We start from the raw sequence: 17844 nt of genomic DNA on the forward strand, positions 1-17844 counted from the left end.
GCGTAGGCCCGATCCACTGACACCCTCCGTCAGTGGATCTCGGCGTCCTAACAGGACAGAACAGACATCGAACGCCAAAGCGGGACGGTGGAGGCGCCCGGTGTCGGTTGCTGTTCATCCCGCGCTGGTGGGGCTGTTCACGTGCGGGGCTGAGGATCTGCAGACCATGACAGCTTCCGATGGATCCCCGGCCCTCAGCAGGCGCGGTCTGTTCACCGCCGGTGTCGGCGGCGCCGTCCTGCTGGGCACGCCCGGGGCGGCCGCCGCGTCACCCCTGCTGTGGCAGCGGCCCGGCACCCTGGGCGCCCCGCCCGTGGCCGGCCTGCACCTCCAGTTCGGTTCGGACGCCTCCCGCGAGGTCGTGGTCTCCTGGCACACGACCGAAGCGGTGTCCCGGCCGCGCGTGCTGCTCGGCAGCATCGACGGCGGGTTCGGCCACAGCGTGGACGCGGACACCACCACCTACCGCGACGCCAAGTCCGGCACCGAGGTGCGGGTGCACCACGCCCGGCTGGCGAACCTGCGCCCGGACACCGACTACGTCTACGCCGCACAGCACGGCGGGGCCGCCCCCGAACTGGGCACGGTCCGCACCGCACCGCGCGGCCGTGCGCCGTTCCGGTTCACCAGCTTCGGCGACCAGGGCACTCCGACGCTGGGCAAGCTGTCGGGCACCACCTACGTCAACGACAACCTCGGTTCGCCGTTCGCGGGCGACGTGACGGCGGCGGTGGAAGCGGCGGCGCCGCTGTTCAACCTCGTCAACGGCGACCTGTGCTACGCCAACCTGTCCACCGACCGGATCCGGACCTGGTCGGACTGGTTCACCAACAACACCCGCTCCGCCCGGTACCGGCCGTGGATGCCCGCCGCGGGCAACCACGAGAACGAACTGGGCAACGGCCCGATCGGCTACGGGGCCTACCAGACCTACTTCTCCGTGCCCGATTCCGGTGCCGACGCCGAACTCAAGGGACTCTGGTACGCCTTCACCGCCGGCGCGGTGCGCGTGATCAGCCTGAACAACGACGACATCGCCTACCAGGACGGCGGGAACTCCTACGTGCACGGCTATTCCGGGGGCGCGCAGCAGCGCTGGCTGGAGGCCGAACTCGCGCGGTCACGGTCCAATCCGGACATCGACTGGATCGTGGTGTGCATGCACCAGGTCGCGATTTCCACGGTGGACAAGTTCAACGGTGCCGATCTCGGCATCCGGGAGAGCTGGATCCCCCTGTTCGACCGGTACGGCGTCGACCTGGTGGTGTGCGGGCACGAGCACCACTACGAGCGCTCGCACCCGATCCGCGGCCAGTTGCCGACCGACACCCGCACGCCCAACCCGGTGGACACGCGCACGGACGTGGTCGACACCAGCCGCGGCACGGTGCACATGGTGATCGGCGGCGGTGGCACCTCCGCGCCGTCGAACCGGTTGTTCTTCTCCCCCGCCCAGTGCCGGGTGATCACCGGCGTCGGCAAGGCGGATGCCACGACCGGCAAGCGCCCGCCGATCTACGTGCTGGAGGACGCGCCCTGGTCGGCCTTCCGGGACCCGGACCACTCCTACGGTTTCGCCTCCTTCGACGTCGATCCCGGCCGTCCCGGCGGGAACACGACCATGACGGTGACCTATCACGCGGTGACCGGGCCGTACGGCACCACCACTCCGATCGACCAGTTCACCCTCACCCGGCCTCGGCGGGGCTGAGGAGCGGCGCCGTTTCCGCGGCCCGGCCCTTCACGGAGACCACGGCGGCACCCGCGAGTGCCGCCGTGGCCACCACGGCGGCGAACACCGTGGTGCCGGTGGGCAGCCCGGCGGCGTCGCTGAGGAAACCCGCCGCCAGCGGGAGGACCGCGGCAGGGAGGTAGCCGCCGATGTTCTGCGCGGCGTTGGCCTCGGCCAGCCGCGTGGAGGGCACGCTCGCGCTGATCAGGGTCAGCCCGCCGAACTGGCCCATCCCCTGCCCGCTTCCGGCGAGCACCGCGGCCACCGCGAGCAAGGGCACCGACGCGAGCCGCACCGACAGCACCAGCATGACCATTCCGGCCACAGTGGACAGTGCACCGACCGTCAGGATGGCGCGGACCCCCAGGCGCCGGACCGCGAACTGCACACCGGTGGCGGCGAGGAACATCACGAAGGCCAGCGTTCCGGCGACGATCCGGTTGCCGGCGCCCAGCAGTTGCGCCAGCACCGAAGGCCCCAGTGCCAGCACGAACGAGGTCGAGGTGATCCCCGGAGCGAACACCGCGATGCCCAGCAGTACCGCCGTGCGCCCGCGTGGGTCCACCGACGGGATCCTGAGCCACACCCTGGGGCCGGAGCCGGTGGCGGGCCGGGCGAGCGGCAACCGCGCGACGACGGCGAAGGCCGAGGCGAGCAGGACGGCGTCCACGGCGAAGGGGACGACCGTGGGCCCGGGCAGAGTCTGGGACAGCACCCCGGCCAGCAACGGCCCCGAGCCCGCGCCCAGCACCATCGCCGCGGAGGAAGCCAGCGCCGCGGTCCTCTTCCGCTCCGGACCGGCGACGTCGGTCACCGCCGCCATCCCGGCGGAGACCGTGGCTCCGACGGCGATCCCGGCGAGCAGCCGGGCCAGGGCGAGCACGATCACCGAGGCCGCGGTCGCGAAGAGCACGCAGGCGAGCATCGCCAGCGCGATGGCCGGCAGCAACACGGGCTTGCGGCCGATCCGGTCCGAGACCACTCCGGCGACGAGGAGCGCCCCGAGCAGTCCCGCGATGTAGCAGGCGAAAACGGCCGTGAGCACACCGGAGGAGAAGCCCAGGGACCGTTGCCAGAGGACATACAGCGGGGTGGGCGCGTTGGACAGGACGAACACCGCCATCACCGGCCAGGCGGCGAGCCACACCTTCATGAGACCCCCTAGTTCGACTTTTCTCGTACTGCTACGACAATAGTCGAACCAAGCCCGTAGTACGATCGGACTCGTACTACGGAGTGTGTGATCTCGGGAGGCTTTCGATGACCCCGGCCGTTCGGGCGGCACGGCCCGCCCCGCTCGCCGAGCCCGCAAGGGAGGACCTCCGGCTCGAGGTGGTGCTCGGGGCGCTGAGCGACCCGCTGCGCCTGGGCATCGTCCGCAAGCTCCTGCTGGAATCACCGGAGACGGACCGCCCCTGCGGCTGGTTCGGCATCGACCGGCCCAAGTCCACCTTGACGCACCACTTCAAGCTCCTGCGCGAGGCGGGCGTCACGCGGCAGCGGCAGTACGGACTCGAACGGCGCAGCGAGGTCCGGACCGAGGACCTCGACGCGCGCTTTCCCGGCCTGCTCGACCTCGTCCGGGCCTGGACGCCGGGCAGCCGGCTGGGCTGACCCTCCACAAAGGAGCGTCAGCCCAGCAGGCCCTGCCCGATCCAGCCGCCCTCCTGGCAACCGGGCGGGATGGCGAACACGGCCGAACCGATCGGGGTGGTCCACGCGTTGAGCGCGTCCAGCTCGGCCAGCCGCCGCTGGATGGGAAGGAACTGGCTGTCGAACCGCGCCTGGTAGGCGGCGAACAGCAGGCCGCAGTCGGCCTGCCCGGTGGCATCCACCCCGTCGTCGTAGCTGTAGCCACGGCGCAGGATCCGGCCGCTGCCGGGCCCGTTGGCCTGCTCGCTCGCGCGGCGCACATGCGCGTCGGCGGGAATCACCAGCTTGCCGTGGTGATCCCGCACCGCGTAGTCCGGCGTGTCCCGCTCGGCCCCACCCGACAGGGGGGCACCGTCCGACAGCCGCCGCCCGATCGCCCGCTCCTGGCTCTCCGGCGCCACCCGGTCCCAGGTGTCCAGATCCATCCGGATCCGCCGCAGGATCATCGTGGTGCCCCCGGCCAGCCAGCCGTCGGCCGACCAGACCACCTCGTCGAGCCCGTTCTCCGGCGCCGGGTTGGCGGTCCCGTCCACCTGGCCCATGAGATTGCGCGGCGTGGCGCCCGGGGCGACCCCGGCGTGCGGCAGGAAACCGGACTGCTGCCACCGCACGGACGCGAACGGGCGCGCGCCGACCACCAGCACCCGGACCGCGTGCGCGACCGCGAGGCTGTCATCGGCACAGACCTGCACCAGCAGATCGCCCCCGGTCCAACGGGCGTCGAGCCGGTCGATGGTGAACTCCGGCGCGGGCACGAACCCGGCGGGCACCGCCTCCGGCCTGCCGATCGCGGTGAACAGGCCGGGGCCGAAGCCGAAGGTGACGGTCAGCCCGGCCGGACGCTCCGCGAGCGCGGGCGCCGGATCGGCGGTGGCCGCCCTGCCCGCGGTCAGCGCGGCCGCGTCCTGCGTCCACAACCGCATCAGCCTGCCCACCGCCGCCGCGTCGATCCCCTGGCGCAGCCCGAACCCGACGAACACGGCGCGGGCCTGGGCGGGCGTGGTCACGCCCGCCTGATGCGCGCCGTGGAAGGCGACGGTGCGGCGGCCCACCGCGTCCGCCGGCGGTTCCCCGCCGAGCGCGGTGGCGGCCGAGACCGCCCCCGCCCCGGCGAGCGCGCCGCCGACACCGGCCGCCGTGTAACCGAACAGCCGCCTCCGGCTGAGCCGGGTGGACTGGTGCGACTCAGTTTCCGGAGGGAGTGGCATGGTTGTGGTAGCTCTCGTTGGCCCCGGTGAACGGCTTCACCGGCGCGGTGACGGTGAGCGGATCGCCGTGGTCGAACGTGAGGGTGAGCTTCACCTCGTCCCCGGCGGCCAGGGTCCGCTTCAGGCCCATCAGCATGATGTGGTCACCGCCGGGCTTGAGCGTCACCGAAGCACCGGCGGGGATCGGCAGGCCGCCCTGCTTGGGCTGCATCGCCATCCCGGACGGCGAGTTCACCGTTTCATGGATCTCCACCTTGTCCGCGACGTCGGTGGTGGCGGAGATCACGGTCACCGCGGAGCCGCCGCTGTTGCGGAGATTCATGAAGGCACCGGTCATCGACGCGGTGGTGCCGTCGGTTCCGGTGGCCTTGACCCACGCGTCGGTCGCGGCGACCGGGGAGGTGCCCGCCGCGGGCGCGGCCGAATCCGATGATCCGCAGGCGGTGACTCCGGCGAGCAGGCCGAGCGACACCACGGTGGCGCCCAGCCGCGAGGCGAACGAGAATTTCTTACGCACGGCGCGACAGTACGCCCTTGCCCCAAACGGTGTTTTTGTCAGGTTTGCCTAATCCACCGTCCACTCCGGGACCGGAAAATCCTTGTCCCGCAAGCGATTGAGCGCGCAACAACGAACGGGCCCCGGCCGCCGCGCGGCCGGGGCCCGTCTTCCCCGGTCCCCTGAGGTTCACCTACGGTGCGGTGAGGCCGCCCCGATCAGGTCAGTGGTTCACCTTGAACCAGGGCTGCGCCCAGCCCAGGTAGGTCTGCCCCCACTTGCTCTTGATCTCGGCGATGGTGGTCTGCGTGTAGGTCCCCGCGCCGTGGATGTCGTTCGACAGGAACTGGCCGCCGCCAAGGGAGATCATGGTGTGACCGGCCCCTCCGTTGCTGAAGAAGGCCAGCCCGCCCGCGGGCACCTCGGTGTCGCCCGGATGCTTGTACGCGGACGGGATCTGGGTCCAGTGCACGTAGGCGGTGGTGGAGCCGCTGGCGCTGAAACCGTAGGCCCAGGCGTTGATGCGATCGCAGTAGTCGTAGTAGTCCGCGTCGTAGGTGGTGTGCACATGCGCCTTCGCCCACGTCACCGCCTCCGCGCAGGTGTGCGGATCCCCGGTGCCCGCGGTGGAGCACGACTGCGTGGTGCCCGCGCAGTCCGGCGCCACCCGGCCGTCCGAGCCGGTGTAGACGTAGGTGTCGCTGACGTAGCCGTTGCTCGCCGGGAGGTAGTCCCAGATGTCGCTGGTGCCGTACTTCCCGGTGACGGTCTCGCCGTTGGCCTGGCAGCCGATGGTGACCGCCGTCCCGTTCGCCACACTGCCCACGGCCGAAGCCGAGGTGCTCGGCTTCGCCCGCACGGTCAGCGGGAGCCCGGAATCGGTGTGCACGGTGCCGGCGGCCGCCAGCGCCGGCGCGGCCCCGGCCAGCACGGCGGCGGCCGTCATCGCGATCGCCGCCGCCACGCGCTTGAGGGTCCTCGACCGCATCGCCATGTCCGTCCTCCATGATCAAGAGCACTTGGGGCGGACAGCTTGACCGGCGGCCGTACAAGCCACGTACAAATCCCTGCGCACAGCGGTGCGACGCGCCATGCTGGAGGCAGGACAGGAGACCGGAGGGAGCGATGAGCGGGAAGATCGGGTATCACCGGGTGTACGACGAGGCACCCTCCGACGGCGCGAGGGTACTGGTCGACCGGGTGTGGCCGCGCGGACTGCGCAAGGAAGACGCCCACCTCGAGGAGTGGCTGCGAGACGTCGCGCCCTCGACCGAACTGCGCCGCTGGTACGGCCACGAACCGGAACGGTTCGCCGAGTTCCGCCGCCGCTACCTCGCCGAGTTGCGCGAACCGGACCGGCAGCGGGCGGCACGGCATCTGCTCGAGATCGCGCGCGAGCGCGACCTGACCCTGCTCACCGCCACCCGCGACGTCGACCACAGCCAGGCGGCCGTGCTGAGCGAATGGCTGCGGGAGCGGCGGCGATCCGGCAGGGACACGGTCGAGAATCCACAATAGACTGTCTATTATGGACGAACAGCGGCCGGTGCCCGGTTCGCAACCGAATCGCTACCGGGGCGCCGTTTACCGTCGGCGAAGGAACGGGTACCCGCCGGGCATGTGGCTCGCGCTCGGTTTCCCGCTTCTGCTGATGCTGCTCCTGCTCGCGATGGAGCGCTTCGAGGCGCGGATGCGGAGGCTCGAACGCCGGATACGGCGCGGCCGCACGCCCTAACCGGCGTCCGTCTCCGCGACCACCATCGGCGCCCGCCGGTCACCCGTGCCGAGGGGCCGCACCAGCGCCATCCGGCGCCCGGTGAGGTGCTCGATGTCGATCGTCAGGAGCAACCGCTCGGCCGCGGGCGCCCAGGGCCGCTCCCCCGCGGGCGGAAACCCCTGCAGCGACGCGGGATCGGTCACCAGCCGCGCCCGGCCCACCACGACCACGCTCCAGCCCTCACGGGTGGCCTGATCGATGTCCTCGACCTCGAAGGCCACCACGGTGCCGTCCAGCTTCGCCCCCCACGAAGCCCCGCCCGCCGGGATGACCACCTCGCCGTCCGGCGCCACGAAGGTCACCGGACGGACGGCGGGCAGGGCGGATTCGGTGAACACCACACGGCCGAGGGAGACGGTCCGCAGCAGGCGCAGGCATTCCTTCGGCTCGAGGGCGGCATCACGGTCGACGGCGTTCATGCGGGGGCCTCACAGAAAAGCTTTCGAATCGGGGTAGGTCCACACTGCCCGTTACCGGCTCCGGGCAGCAGGGCACAAGGTCACAACGTCACCGGCGCCCGGTGATGCCCACCCGGCCGGTGGACCCACGATCGCGCGCACACCGGGCACACTCCCACGGGGAATCCCCAGGCCCAGCCCCTCACAGGCCACACCCCGCGCCGTGGCGGCACCGGGGGCAACTCCCGCACCGGGACAGGTGTTTCATCCCACAGCCCGGCCGCCGCCACCTCGTACCGCCGCACCCCGGTCACTCAGCGCGACAGCGCTTGGGGTAGAGTTTCCCCGTCCTGACCGCACCGACCTGGGAGGTGAGCCCCATTACCGCAAGTGCGAACCGGGCGCTCTCACCTCGTCGCGGAACGGCGTAGGTTTTTCGAGCGGAGCGCCCGTCGGATCGACGAAAGGCGCTCGATGTCAGCTTCCGTTTCCCCCGATACCGAATCCGTTGTGGTGCGCAGGCTCCGCGCCGCGGGCTGTGTCTTCGCCGAAGACGAGGCAAGGCTGCTGCTGTCCGAAGCCCGCGATGCCGGCGAGCTCGCCGCGATGGTGGCCCGCCGGGTGGCGGGCGACCCCCTCGAACACGTGCTGGGCTGGGCCGGTTTCTGTGGTCTGCGCATCGCGGTGGAACCCGGCGTGTTCGTGCCGCGGCAGCGCAGCGAACTCCTCGTCCGCGAGGCGGCGGCCCTCGCCGCTCCCGGGGCCGTCGTGGTCGACCTGTGCTGCGGCTCGGGGGCCCTCGGCGTGGCCGTCGCCTCCCTGCTGGGCGAGGCCGAACTCCACGCCGCGGACCTCGAACCCGCCGCCGTGCGGTGCGCGAGCCGCAACGTCGCCCCCTTCGGCGGGCACGCCCACCAGGGCGACCTGTTCGAAGCGTTGCCACCCCGGCTCCGGGGGCGGATCGGCATCCTGCTGTCGAACGTGCCGTACGTGCCCACGGAGGAAATCGCACTCATGCCCCCGGAAGCGCGCGACCACGAACCCCGGCTCGCGCTCGACGGCGGTACCGACGGGCTCGCCGTACTGCGCCGGGTCGCCGCCGCGGCACCGGGCTGGCTCGCGCCGGGCGGCCACCTGCTGGTGGAAACGAGCCGCCGTCAGGCTCCGGGGGCCGTCGAAACCCTCGCCGGGGCCGGGCTCCTCGCCCGTGTGGTCACCTCCGCCGAGCTCGACGCCACCGCCGTGATCGGCACCCGGCAGTCCTGAGGAAACCACTCACGGCTTTATCACCCCGGGCTGGGATGTGGCCCCTACAGCCTCAGACGCGGCCGAGGTCGCCGTCGCCCTCGGGCAGCGCGGCGAGGGTCTGCACCGACAGCGGCTTGCTCAGCAGGCCGTCGAGTGCCGCGCCGAGTTCGCGCAGCGCGGCCCCCTTGCCGTGCACGCCGAGCGCCTCGGCCGAGGCCCACTTCTCGATCATCACGAAGGTACCCGGCGAACGGAGGTCCCGGTGCAGGGCGTATTTGAGGCAGCCGGGTTCGGCGTGGACGGCGGGGATCGCGGCGCGGATCGCCTGTTCCACCTTGTCCTCGCTGCCTTCGGCGGCCTGGATCGTGGCCACCACGACGACGGCGTCGTTCGAAGTCATGTCGCTCCTTGCAGTTCTTCCGTTCGGGCGGACCCCGATCATGCATGGTGGCCACCGCGGGCTCAAGCAGTTCCCCGCCACACCGTATAGGTCGTTATACATTCGCACCGTCCGGCGCGGCCCCGCGGCCACGACGTTGGTAACGTTGCGTATCAACAGCCCTTCGACTCGCGAACCTGGAGACCGGACCCCGAGATGCTCGACCGCGCCGTCATCGACAGTCTGTTCCCCGCGGACCTGCCCGGTCCCGAACACTGGGAAGAGCGCTACCCTCCGCGGTCCCTCCCGGAGGGCGCCGTGGTCACCCGGTTCGGCCCCTCCCCCACCGGTTCGATGCACATCGGCGGTGTCTACGTCGCGATGATCGACCGGGACCTCGCCCAGCGCTCCGGCGGCAGGTACCTGGTGCGGGTCGAGGACACCGACCAGGCCCGCGAGGTCGAGGGCGCCCTGGAGCAGTTCCACCGCGCGTTCACCTACTTCGGCCTCTCCCCCGACGAGGACTCCCGCACCGGTGGCGGCTACGGGCCCTACCACCAGTCCGAGCGCGAGCGGATCTACCTCACCTACGTGCGCGAACTGCTCTACCAGGACCGCGCGTACCTCTGCTTCGCCACCAAGGAAGAGCTCGACGAGATCACCGCGCGCCAGCGCGCCACCAAACTCCCGACCGGTTACTACGGCCGGTGGGCGATCTGGCGCGACGCCGACCCCGCCGACGTGGAGGCCAAACTCAACGAGCAGGCGCCGTACGTGGTGCGCTTCCGCGCGCCCGAGGTCACCACGCAGCGCGCCCGGTTCACCGACGCGATCCGCGGCAAGCTCGAGCACGAGACCAACCGCAACGACGTCGTCATCCTGAAGAGCTCGGAGCAGAGCCCCCGCCTGCCCACCTACCACTTCGCGCACGCCGTCGACGACCACCTGATGCGGATCAACCTGGTCGTCCGCGGGGACGAGTGGATCTCGTCGGTGCCGATCCACCAGCAGTTGTTCGACGCGCTGGGCTTCGAGCCCGTCACCTACGCCCACATCGCCCCGCTGATGAAGCAGGAGGGCGGCAGCAAGCGCAAGCTGTCCAAGCGCAAGGACCCGGAGGCCGGGGTCGACTACTACATCGACGCCGGCTATCCCGCGCAGGCGGTGCTCTACTACCTGCGCGGACTGGCCAACGGCCGGCTCGCCGAACTGCCCCTGGCCGAAGCGCTCGAGGAGCCGATCCGGCTGTCCGAGTTCGGCGTGGCGGGGCCGCTGGTCGACCTGGTCAAGCTCGACGACATCAGCGCCGACCACATCGCGACGCTGTCCGGGCAGCAGATCCTGGACGCGGTGCGTGCCTGGGCCGCCGAGCACGATCCGGAGCTGGCCGGGGTCCTCGATGCCGAACACGACCTCGCGCTGCGGGCGCTCGCGGTCGAGCGCGAGGGCGTGGAGAACCCGCGCAAGGACCTCAAGAAGTGGTCCGACTTCCGGACGGTCTACGGGTTCTTCTTCCCGCAGCTGTTCCACCCGCTGCACGGGGCGACCGACGACCGGATCGCCGAGCTGGGCCTCGCTCCCGAGCTGGCCCGCACCTTCGCCGCGGACTTCGTCCGGGGCTACCGGCACGAGGCGGACGGCCAGGAGTGGTTCGGCCAGATCCGCGACCTGGCCGCCCAGCACGGCTTCGCGCGCAACGCCAAGGAGTTCAAGAAGAACCCGGAGGCCTACCCCGGCTCGATCCGTGAGGCCTCCCAGCTGATCCGCATCGCGGTGACCGGCTCCACCCGCAGCCCCGACCTGCACGCGATCGCGCAGGCGCTGGGCGAGACGGAGCTGCTCGCCCGCGTCTCGGCCGTCACGAAGTAGCCGGCCCGGCCGCACCGTCCACTGCGGACGGTGCGGCCACCGTCCTGTTCCCCTCGCCCGGTCTGTGGCAGAGTCCAGGGATGATCCTGGCCCACAGCAGTGACCTCCACCTCGACGGCGAACCGCACGTCACGGAGCGGGCGGAGCGCGTGCTCGCCTTCCTCGACCGGCTGCGCCGGCCGGTGGACGCGATCCTGCTCACCGGCGACATCACCGACCACGCCGCAGACTCCTCACTGCCCCAACCACTCCTTCCCGTTCCGGCGTCCGGGACGAGCCGGGCGGGAGGACGTTACCGGCCTGGCTGTCGGCCACGCCCATTCCGCCGCGGCCGGTACCTTCGCGGGCCTGCCCCTGCTGGTCGCACCCGGCGTCGTGTCCACCCTCCGCCTGCCGTGGGAGACCGGCACCGACCTCGACCGCGGGCAGCCCCCCGCCCTCGCCTTCCACGTCCTGGGCGCCGGCGGCACGATCACCACCCACTATCGCCTCGTGGTGTGAACCGCCGGTTTGGGTTGGCGGCCCGCTCCGCGGCGGGCCGACACTGGCTCCATGAACCAGCGGGTCCGGGTGGCGGTGCGCGTCGAGGGCATCGTCCAGGGCGTGGGCTTCCGGCCCTTCGTGCACGGCCTGGCCCGCAGCCTGGGCCTGTCGGGACACGTCGGCAACGACACGGCGGGCGTGTTCGCCGAAGTCGAAGGCGAACGGGATGCGGTCGAGGTGTTCCTCACCGCGACGCGGTCGCAGTGCCCGCCCCTCGCCGTGATCGAATCCCTCACGGCAACGGAACTACCGCCTCTCGACGGTACTTCCGACGACGAGTTCGTCATCCTGCCCTCGCCGCCGGGGGGTGAGGCGAACACGCTGGTCTCGGCGGACAGCGCCCCCTGCCACGCCTGCCTGGCCGAACTGGCCGACCCCGCCGACCGCCGGTACCGGTACCCGTTCGTCAACTGCACCCACTGCGGCCCGCGCTTCACCATCGTGCGCGGAGTGCCCTACGACCGGCCGCGGACCACGATGGCCCCGTTCCCGATGTGCGGCGACTGCGCTCGCGAGTATCACGACCCGGCGAACCGGCGGTTTCACGCACAGCCCGTGTGCTGCCCGGCCTGCGGCCCCTCGCTGCGGCTGATCGGCACCTCGCCGGCCGCGGACCCGTTGTCCGCCACGGTGGACCTCCTGCGACGGGGGCGGATCGTCGCAATCAAGGGACTCGGTGGTTACCACCTCGCCTGCGATGCCGCGGACGAGGCGGCCACCTCGGCACTGCGGGACCGCAAACACCGGGAGGACAAGCCGTTCGCGGTGATGGTGTCCGGAGTGGACGATGCACGGAAACTGTGCGAAGTGGACAGTTGCGCGGCGGATCTGCTGACCGGCAGGAGAAGGCCCATCGTGCTGCTCCCCCGCCGCCCCGGCGCACCGGTCGCCGCGGCGGTCGCGCCGGGGAACCGGCAGCTCGGGGTGATGCTGCCCTACACGCCCCTGCACCACCTCCTGCTCGCGGACTTCGGCCGCGCAATCGTCCTGACCAGCGGGAACATCTCCGACGAGCCGATCGTCCACCTCGACACCGAGGCGCTGACGCGGCTTTCCGGGATCGCCGACGCGTTCCTCACCCACGACCGCGCCATCCACGTGCGGACCGACGATTCGGTGGTCCGCACGTTCGGGGGGCGCGAGCAGCTCGTTCGCCGCTCGCGCGGCTACGTACCGGAGCCGATCACGGTGCGCACGCCGTTCCCGCGGCCCGTGCTCGCCTGCGGGGCCGAGCTGAAGAACACCTTCTGCCTGGCCAAGAACCGGCACGCGTTCGTCTCCCACCATATCGGCGACCTGGAGAACTACGAGACGCTGCGGTCCTACACCGAAGGGATCGAACACTTCCGGCGGTTGTTCGACATCACCCCCCGGGTGGTGGCGCACGACCTGCACCCCGAATACCTGTCCACGAAGTACGCACTCGACCGGACCGGGGCCGAACTGGTCGGCGTGCAGCACCACCACGCGCACATCGCGTCCTGCCTGGCGGACAACGGCGAGGCGGGACCGGTGCTGGGAGTGGCGTTCGACGGCCTCGGGTACGGCACCGACGGCACGCTGTGGGGCGGGGAGATCCTGCTCGCCGATTTCACCGGTTTCCGGCGCCTGGCGCATCTTGAGCCCGTGCCGATGCCCGGCGGGACGGCCGCGATCCGCCGCCCCTGGCGGATGGCCGCGGCCTACCTGACCGCCGCGGGCGTTTCCGCACCCGCCCTGCGCGAGCGGCACGCGGCCGAGTGGCAGGCGGTGGTTTCGCTGGCGCGGGGCGGCACGCAAGCGCCGTTGACCTCCAGTGCCGGGCGGCTGTTCGACGCGGTCGCCGCGATCCTCGGGGTACGCGACGAGATCGGCTACGAGGGACAGGCGGCGATCGAGCTCGAACAGCTGGCCGATCCGCTCGAGCGCGGCACCTATCCCGTGCGCCTGCACGGCGAGGACCCGATCCTGCTGTCCGGCGCGGACCTCGTCCGGTCCGTTGTGGACGATCAGGCCGCCGGTGTCCCGGCACCGCTGGTCGCGGCCCGCTTCCACCGCAGCGTCGTGCGCCTGATCACCGAGGCGTGCAAGGCGCTGCGGGAGGCCACGGGGGTGGGCACGGTGGCGCTGTCCGGCGGGGTGTTCCAGAACCTGCTGCTCCTGCGGGGCAGCGTCGAGGCGCTGACCGAAGCCGGTTTCCGGGTACTGACCCACTCCCGCGTGCCGTGCAACGACGGCGGCCTGAGCCTCGGGCAGGCGGTCATCGCCGCCCACGAGCCCCGCGCCTGAGGGGTGGAGGCCCTGAAGGTCGCTTTGAGGGTCATAAACGCCCTCACGGCCACCTTGAGGGCACCAGATCCGCGCGAATGGCGCCAACGGCGTCAGCCGCCCTGGTCGCCGCTGGGCAGGTCCGGCCCCTCGGTGGCCTTGCCCTCCTCGCCCACTCCGGTGTCGCTTTCGGTGCGGCCGTAGGGGCGTTGCGCCGGGCCCTTGGTTCCCTCGGTGCCCTTCTCACCGCCCCGGTCCTCCGGGCGCCGCGTGACGCTTTCCCCGGCACCGGCGGGTGAGCCCGGCTCGGTCTCGGCCGAACCCACTCCGCGGCGTTCCTCTTCGGACACCTCCCTGCCCTCGCCCTTTTCCTCCGAGGGGGTGTCCATCGCCTTGCGCCGGGCTTCCTGGGCGTCTTCGCTTCCGTGACCGACGTCGGGTGCCCAGCCGTGGTGCTTTTCTTCCTTGTCGTTCATGGTGTTCCCTCCACTTCAGCGGTCAGGTGCCGGGAAGGGGCCCGGTGGCCGCGCAGCCACTGGAACCAGGCGGGCAGGCCGGTACCCCGGGTCGCGGACAGGGACAGGATCTCCACGCGCGGATTGATCGACCGCACGTCGTGTTCGAAGGCTTCGAACCGGAAATCCACATGCGGCAGCAGGTCGATCTTGTTGACCACGACCAGATCCGCGCCGGTGAACATGTGCGGGTACTTGAGCGGTTTGTCCTGGCCCTCGGTGACCGACAGCAGGACGACCCGGTAGTGCTCGCCGAGGTCGAACAGGGCGGGGCAGACCAGGTTGCCGACGTTCTCGACGAACAGTACCGCGCCCGCGGGTGGGTCGAGGGTGTCGAGCGCGCGGCGCAGCATGGCGGCGTCGAGGTGGCAGCCCGCCCCGGTGTTGACCTGGACGACGGGCGCGCCCGCCGAACGGACGCGGTCGGCGTCGAGCCGGGTCTCCTGGTCGCCCTCCACCACGCACACCGGGCCCTCCGCGGCGAGGGTGCGCACCGTGCGTTCGAGCAGCGTGGTCTTGCCCGCGCCCGGTGCGCTCATCAGGTTGACCGCCAGCACGTCCTGCTCGTGCAGCCACGACCGGTTGCGCCGCGCGAACAGATCGTTCTTGGCCAGCACGTCCTGCTCCAGCAGCACGGTGCGGCTCTCGTGACCGTGACCGTGCCCGTGGGGGTGCTCGTGCTCGTGATCACCACCGTGTTCGTGGGCGTGGGGCTGGGCCAGCCCGTCGATCCGCACCCCGGCCTCGTCGGAACATCCACATGTGGCACACATTCAGACCACCTCCACGGACTTGATGCGCAACTGCCGTCCCCCGACGATCTCCACATCCGCCGAACCGCACGGGCACAGCGGGATCGGGTCGGGCATCCCGAACTCCTCGCCGCAGGCCCGGCACCTCGCCCGGCCTTCCGGCTCGACGATGTCGAGCCGCGCCCCTTCCAGACGGGTGCCGGCGCACACCACGTCGAAGCAGAACCGCACCGCGTCCGGGACCACCCCGGACAGTCGCCCGATCTCCAGGCACACCGCGGTGACCTCGGCCTCGCCCATCCGCTCGGCGATGGCCTCCACGACGCTCTGGGTGATCGACAGCTCGTGCATGGTCAGCAGATCCTGGGCAGCGGATCGCCGACGAGCAGGTCGACGATGCGGGTTCCGCCGAAGACGGTGTTGAGCAGCACCAGCCCGGGGGGTTCCGCGGCGATGCGGCCGATGATCGCCGCACCGGCGCCCAGCGGGTGCGCCCGCAGCACGGAGAGCGCTTCGCCGGCCTGTTCGCCGTCGACGACGACCACGGCGCGGCCCTCGCACGCGACGTAGAGCGGGTCGATGCCGAGCAGTTCGGCCGCACCCCGGACCGGGTCGCTCACCGGCACCGCCGCTTCGTCCACCACCACCGACACCTCGGCGGCCTTGGCCACCTCGTTGAGGATCGTGGCCACTCCGCCGCGGGTGGCGTCGCGCAGCGCCCGCACCCCGGGCACGACGGCCAGCAGGTCGGAGACGAGCCCGTTGAGCGGCGCGGTGTCGGAGGAAAGATCGGCGTCGAGGTCCAGTTCGCCGCGGGCGAGCATGACGGTGACCCCGTGCTCGCCGATCGGCCCGGTCACCAGGACGGCGTCCCCGGGCCGGACGGTGGCCACACCCAGCCTGCCGGGATGTTCGAGCACCCCCACCCCGGCGGTGTTGACATAGCAGCCGTCGGCCTTCCCGCGCTGGACGACCTTCGTGTCCCCGGTGACCACCTGGACTCCGGCGCGGGCCGCGGCGGTGGCCATGGCCCGCACGATCCGGTTCAGGTCGGCGACCGGGAATCCCTCTTCGAGGATGAATCCCGCGGTCAGGTAGAGCGGGCGTGCCCCGGCGACGGCCAGGTCGTTCACCGTGCCGTTGACCGCGAGGTCGCCGATGTTCCCGCCCGGGAAGAACAGGGGCGACACCACGAACGAATCGGTGGTCAGCGCGAGCCTCGCGCCCTCGACGGTGAAGCGTGTGGCGTCCTCCAGCGGTTCCAGCAAGGGGTTGCGGAACGCGTCGAGGAAGACCGCGTCGATCAGTGTCTGGGTCGCCTTCCCGCCGGCGCCGTGGGACAGGGTGATGCGTTCCTCCCGCACCTTCGGCCGGCGGCGGCGCGCCTGGTCGATGCGGTCCAGCACCCGCTGTTCCCGCTCGGCGAGGGTTCCGGTGTCTTCCCCCGTGCTCATGCCCGGCTCGCCTCCCGGACCCGCTGACGGCTGAACCGGCCGAAGTTGTAGTACGCCGCACAGGCCCCCTCGGGCGAGACCATGCAGGTGCCGATGGGGGTCTCGGGGGTGCACGCGGTGCCGAACACCTTGCACTCCCACGGTTTCAGCACGCCCTTGAGCACCTCGCCGCACTGGCAGGCCTTCGGGTCGGCGACCCGCACCCCGGGGATGTCGAAGATCCGCTCGGCGTCGAAGGCCGCGTAGGTCTCCCGCATCCGCATCGCCGAATGCGAGATGAAACCCAGGCCCCGCCATTCGAAATACGGCCGCAGCTCCATCACCTCGCCGATCGCGCGCAGCGCGACCGCGTTGCCCTGCCAGGGCACCACGCGCTTGTACTGGTTTTCCACCTCGGCGCGGCCCTCGTGCAACTGCAGCATCAGCTGGTGGATCGACTGCAGGATGTCCAGCGGTTCGAAACCGGCCACGACCACCGGCTTGCCGTAGTCGCGGGCGATGAACTCGTACGGGCGGCAGCCGATCACGGTGGAGACGTGGCCGGGACCGAGGAAGCCGTCGAGCCGCAGATCCGGCGAGTCGAGGATCGCCTTGATGGCGGGCACGATCGTGACGTGGTTGCAGAACACCGAGAAGTTCGGCACCTTCTCGGCCGCCGCCCGCAACACCGTCATCGCCGTCGACGGGGCCGTGGTCTCGAATCCGATGGCCATGAACACCACGTGCAGTTCCGGGTTCTGCCGGGCGATCTTGAGCGCGTCGAGCGGCGAGTAGACCATGCGGATCGAGGTGCCCTCGGCGTTGGAGTCGAAGAAGTTCCCGCCACTGCCGGGTACCCGCATCATGTCCCCGAACGAGGTCATCAGCACCCCGCTCTGGCGCGCGATGTGGATCGCGTCGTCCACGCGGCCCATCGGGATCACGCACACCGGGCAACCGGGTCCGTGCACGAGGGTGATGCATTCCGGGAGGTAGTCCTCCAGGCCGTGCTTGTAGATGGTGTGCGTGTGCCCGCCGCACACCTCCATGAACTTGTACTGCCGCCCCGGCTCGCACAGGGCGGCGATCTTCGCGGACAGGGCCCGCGCCGTCTGCGAGTCGCGGAACTCGTCGACGAATTTCATTCGGCCTCCTGGAGCCTGTTTCGAGGGTCGCTTGGGTGGGCGGGGTCGACGGGGACCGGCTAGCCGATCCGGGAGTCCTTGAGGGCGGCCAGCTCGTCTTCGTAGGCCTGCCCGATGCTTTCCAGGAACTCCAGTGCCGATCTGGCCTCTTCTTCGTCTATTTTGGACAGAGCGAAGCCGACGTGGATGAGGATCCAGTCGCCCGGCCCGGGCGGATCGTCGGCGAGCAGGCCGATGTTGATCAGCCGCTTGACGCCGCTCACCGCCACCTTCGCCAGGTCCGGGCGGTCCTGGTCGAGCTCGATGATCTCCCCGGGGATGCCAAGGCACATGGCCGCGCCTCACATCCGCCGCATCCGCAGGTAGCGCCGGACATCCGGGCCGATGTTCTTGACCACCAGCCCGGCCAGCGCCGCCAGCACGGCGATCACCACGATGCGCTTGACCAT

The 17844-nt window shown here is 71.1% G+C and carries 21 protein-coding genes; 8 read left to right on the forward strand and 13 right to left on the reverse strand.

Going from position 1 to position 17844, the window contains the following annotated elements:
• Positions 1-166 precede the first annotated feature (166 nt).
• The gene (locus ORV05_RS16460) at positions 167-1711 is read left to right on the forward strand and encodes a purple acid phosphatase family protein (protein ID WP_268759378.1); all 1545 of its coding nucleotides are present in this window, start codon (positions 167-169) and stop codon (positions 1709-1711) included.
• On the opposite strand, the gene ORV05_RS16465 is transcribed toward ORV05_RS16460, so the two are convergent.
• Positions 1689-2885: an MFS transporter gene (locus ORV05_RS16465; RefSeq protein ID WP_268759379.1), complete on the reverse strand. Its 1197-nt coding sequence runs from the start codon at positions 2883-2885 to the stop codon at positions 1689-1691. The two genes, ORV05_RS16460 and ORV05_RS16465, sit on opposite strands and share 23 nt — an antisense overlap.
• Before the next feature lie 107 nt (positions 2886-2992).
• Here ORV05_RS16465 and ORV05_RS16470 point away from each other — a divergent pair, with 107 nt between their 5' ends.
• Positions 2993-3346, forward strand: a complete 354-nt coding sequence (locus ORV05_RS16470) for an ArsR/SmtB family transcription factor (RefSeq protein WP_268759380.1) — start codon at positions 2993-2995, stop codon at positions 3344-3346.
• Between the two features lie 17 nt (positions 3347-3363).
• On the opposite strand, the gene ORV05_RS16475 is transcribed toward ORV05_RS16470, so the two are convergent.
• The 3 genes from ORV05_RS16475 to ORV05_RS16485 form a co-directional block, all read right to left on the reverse strand.
• Positions 3364-4593, reverse strand: coding sequence for a Dyp-type peroxidase (locus ORV05_RS16475; RefSeq protein WP_268759381.1), 1230 nt, complete (start codon positions 4591-4593; stop codon positions 3364-3366).
• Complete coding sequence (locus tag ORV05_RS16480; RefSeq protein WP_268759382.1) at positions 4571-5110, reverse strand: copper chaperone PCu(A)C; 540 nt, start codon at positions 5108-5110, stop codon at positions 4571-4573. Before ORV05_RS16480 ends, ORV05_RS16475 begins: the two co-directional genes overlap by 23 nt.
• Positions 5111-5312: 202 nt before the next feature.
• Positions 5313-6083, reverse strand: a complete 771-nt coding sequence (locus ORV05_RS16485; protein ID WP_268759383.1) for an SH3 domain-containing protein — start codon at positions 6081-6083, stop codon at positions 5313-5315.
• A gap of 131 nt (positions 6084-6214) precedes the next feature.
• Here ORV05_RS16485 and ORV05_RS16490 point away from each other — a divergent pair, with 131 nt between their 5' ends.
• Together ORV05_RS16490 and ORV05_RS16495 are read left to right on the forward strand one after the other, a co-directional pair.
• Positions 6215-6607 carry a DUF488 domain-containing protein gene (locus ORV05_RS16490; RefSeq protein WP_268759384.1) on the forward strand — a complete coding sequence of 131 codons (393 nt, stop codon included), beginning with the start codon at positions 6215-6217 and terminating at the stop codon, positions 6605-6607.
• A 10-nt stretch (positions 6608-6617) separates the two neighbouring features.
• Positions 6618-6824 (forward strand): hypothetical protein, encoded by a 207-nt coding sequence (locus tag ORV05_RS16495; RefSeq protein ID WP_268759385.1) that lies wholly within the window; start codon positions 6618-6620, stop codon positions 6822-6824.
• On the opposite strand, the gene ORV05_RS16500 is transcribed toward ORV05_RS16495, so the two are convergent.
• Entirely contained in the window at positions 6821-7285 is a 465-nt protein-coding gene (locus ORV05_RS16500; protein WP_268759386.1) for a pyridoxamine 5'-phosphate oxidase family protein, read from the reverse strand. The genes ORV05_RS16495 and ORV05_RS16500 overlap by 4 nt on opposite strands.
• 453 nt (positions 7286-7738) lie before the next feature.
• Between ORV05_RS16500 and ORV05_RS16505 the strand changes: the two genes are divergently transcribed.
• Positions 7739-8530, forward strand: a complete 792-nt coding sequence (locus ORV05_RS16505) for a putative protein N(5)-glutamine methyltransferase (RefSeq protein WP_268759387.1) — start codon at positions 7739-7741, stop codon at positions 8528-8530.
• A 52-nt stretch (positions 8531-8582) separates the two neighbouring features.
• Here ORV05_RS16505 and ORV05_RS16510 read toward each other — a convergent pair whose 3' ends face one another.
• Positions 8583-8912, reverse strand: coding sequence for a putative quinol monooxygenase (locus ORV05_RS16510; RefSeq protein WP_268759388.1), 330 nt, complete (start codon positions 8910-8912; stop codon positions 8583-8585).
• A 195-nt stretch (positions 8913-9107) separates the two neighbouring features.
• Here ORV05_RS16510 and ORV05_RS16515 point away from each other — a divergent pair, with 195 nt between their 5' ends.
• The 3 genes from ORV05_RS16515 to hypF all read left to right on the forward strand — a co-directional run bounded on the left by ORV05_RS16515 (position 9108) and on the right by hypF (position 13571).
• Positions 9108-10760: a glutamate--tRNA ligase gene (locus ORV05_RS16515; RefSeq protein ID WP_268759389.1), complete on the forward strand. Its 1653-nt coding sequence runs from the start codon at positions 9108-9110 to the stop codon at positions 10758-10760.
• Between the two features lie 375 nt (positions 10761-11135).
• Complete coding sequence (locus ORV05_RS16520) at positions 11136-11261, forward strand: hypothetical protein (protein ID WP_268759390.1); 126 nt, start codon at positions 11136-11138, stop codon at positions 11259-11261.
• A 51-nt stretch (positions 11262-11312) separates the two neighbouring features.
• Positions 11313-13571, forward strand: a complete 2259-nt coding sequence (gene hypF / locus ORV05_RS16525) for a carbamoyltransferase HypF (protein ID WP_268759391.1) — start codon at positions 11313-11315, stop codon at positions 13569-13571.
• A gap of 92 nt (positions 13572-13663) precedes the next feature.
• Here hypF and ORV05_RS16530 read toward each other — a convergent pair whose 3' ends face one another.
• From ORV05_RS16530 to ORV05_RS36505, 7 genes are read right to left on the reverse strand one after another with little or no spacing between them, the layout of a single operon-like run.
• On the reverse strand, positions 13664-14026 hold the full coding sequence (locus tag ORV05_RS16530; RefSeq protein ID WP_268759393.1) for a hypothetical protein: 363 nt from the start codon (positions 14024-14026) through the stop codon (positions 13664-13666).
• Entirely contained in the window at positions 14023-14838 is an 816-nt protein-coding gene (gene hypB / locus ORV05_RS16535; RefSeq protein ID WP_268759394.1) for a hydrogenase nickel incorporation protein HypB, read from the reverse strand. The genes ORV05_RS16530 and hypB overlap by 4 nt, the downstream gene beginning before the upstream one ends.
• Positions 14839-15168 carry a hydrogenase maturation nickel metallochaperone HypA gene (gene hypA / locus ORV05_RS16540; RefSeq protein WP_268759395.1) on the reverse strand — a complete coding sequence of 110 codons (330 nt, stop codon included), beginning with the start codon at positions 15166-15168 and terminating at the stop codon, positions 14839-14841.
• A gap of 2 nt (positions 15169-15170) precedes the next feature.
• Positions 15171-16271 (reverse strand): hydrogenase expression/formation protein HypE, encoded by a 1101-nt coding sequence (hypE, locus tag ORV05_RS16545; RefSeq protein WP_268759396.1) that lies wholly within the window; start codon positions 16269-16271, stop codon positions 15171-15173.
• Positions 16268-17395: a hydrogenase formation protein HypD gene (gene hypD, locus ORV05_RS16550; RefSeq protein ID WP_268759397.1), complete on the reverse strand. Its 1128-nt coding sequence runs from the start codon at positions 17393-17395 to the stop codon at positions 16268-16270. Before hypD ends, hypE begins: the two co-directional genes overlap by 4 nt.
• Positions 17396-17454: 59 nt before the next feature.
• Complete coding sequence (locus ORV05_RS16555; protein ID WP_268759398.1) at positions 17455-17727, reverse strand: HypC/HybG/HupF family hydrogenase formation chaperone; 273 nt, start codon at positions 17725-17727, stop codon at positions 17455-17457.
• Positions 17728-17736: 9 nt separating this feature from the next.
• The gene (locus ORV05_RS36505; RefSeq protein ID WP_407652763.1) at positions 17737-17844 is read right to left on the reverse strand and encodes a DUF6893 family small protein; all 108 of its coding nucleotides are present in this window, start codon (positions 17842-17844) and stop codon (positions 17737-17739) included.

It is taken from the genome of Amycolatopsis cynarae (assembly GCF_026802195.1).
Taxonomy (GTDB): Bacteria; Actinomycetota; Actinomycetes; order Mycobacteriales; family Pseudonocardiaceae; genus Amycolatopsis_E; species Amycolatopsis_E rhizosphaerae.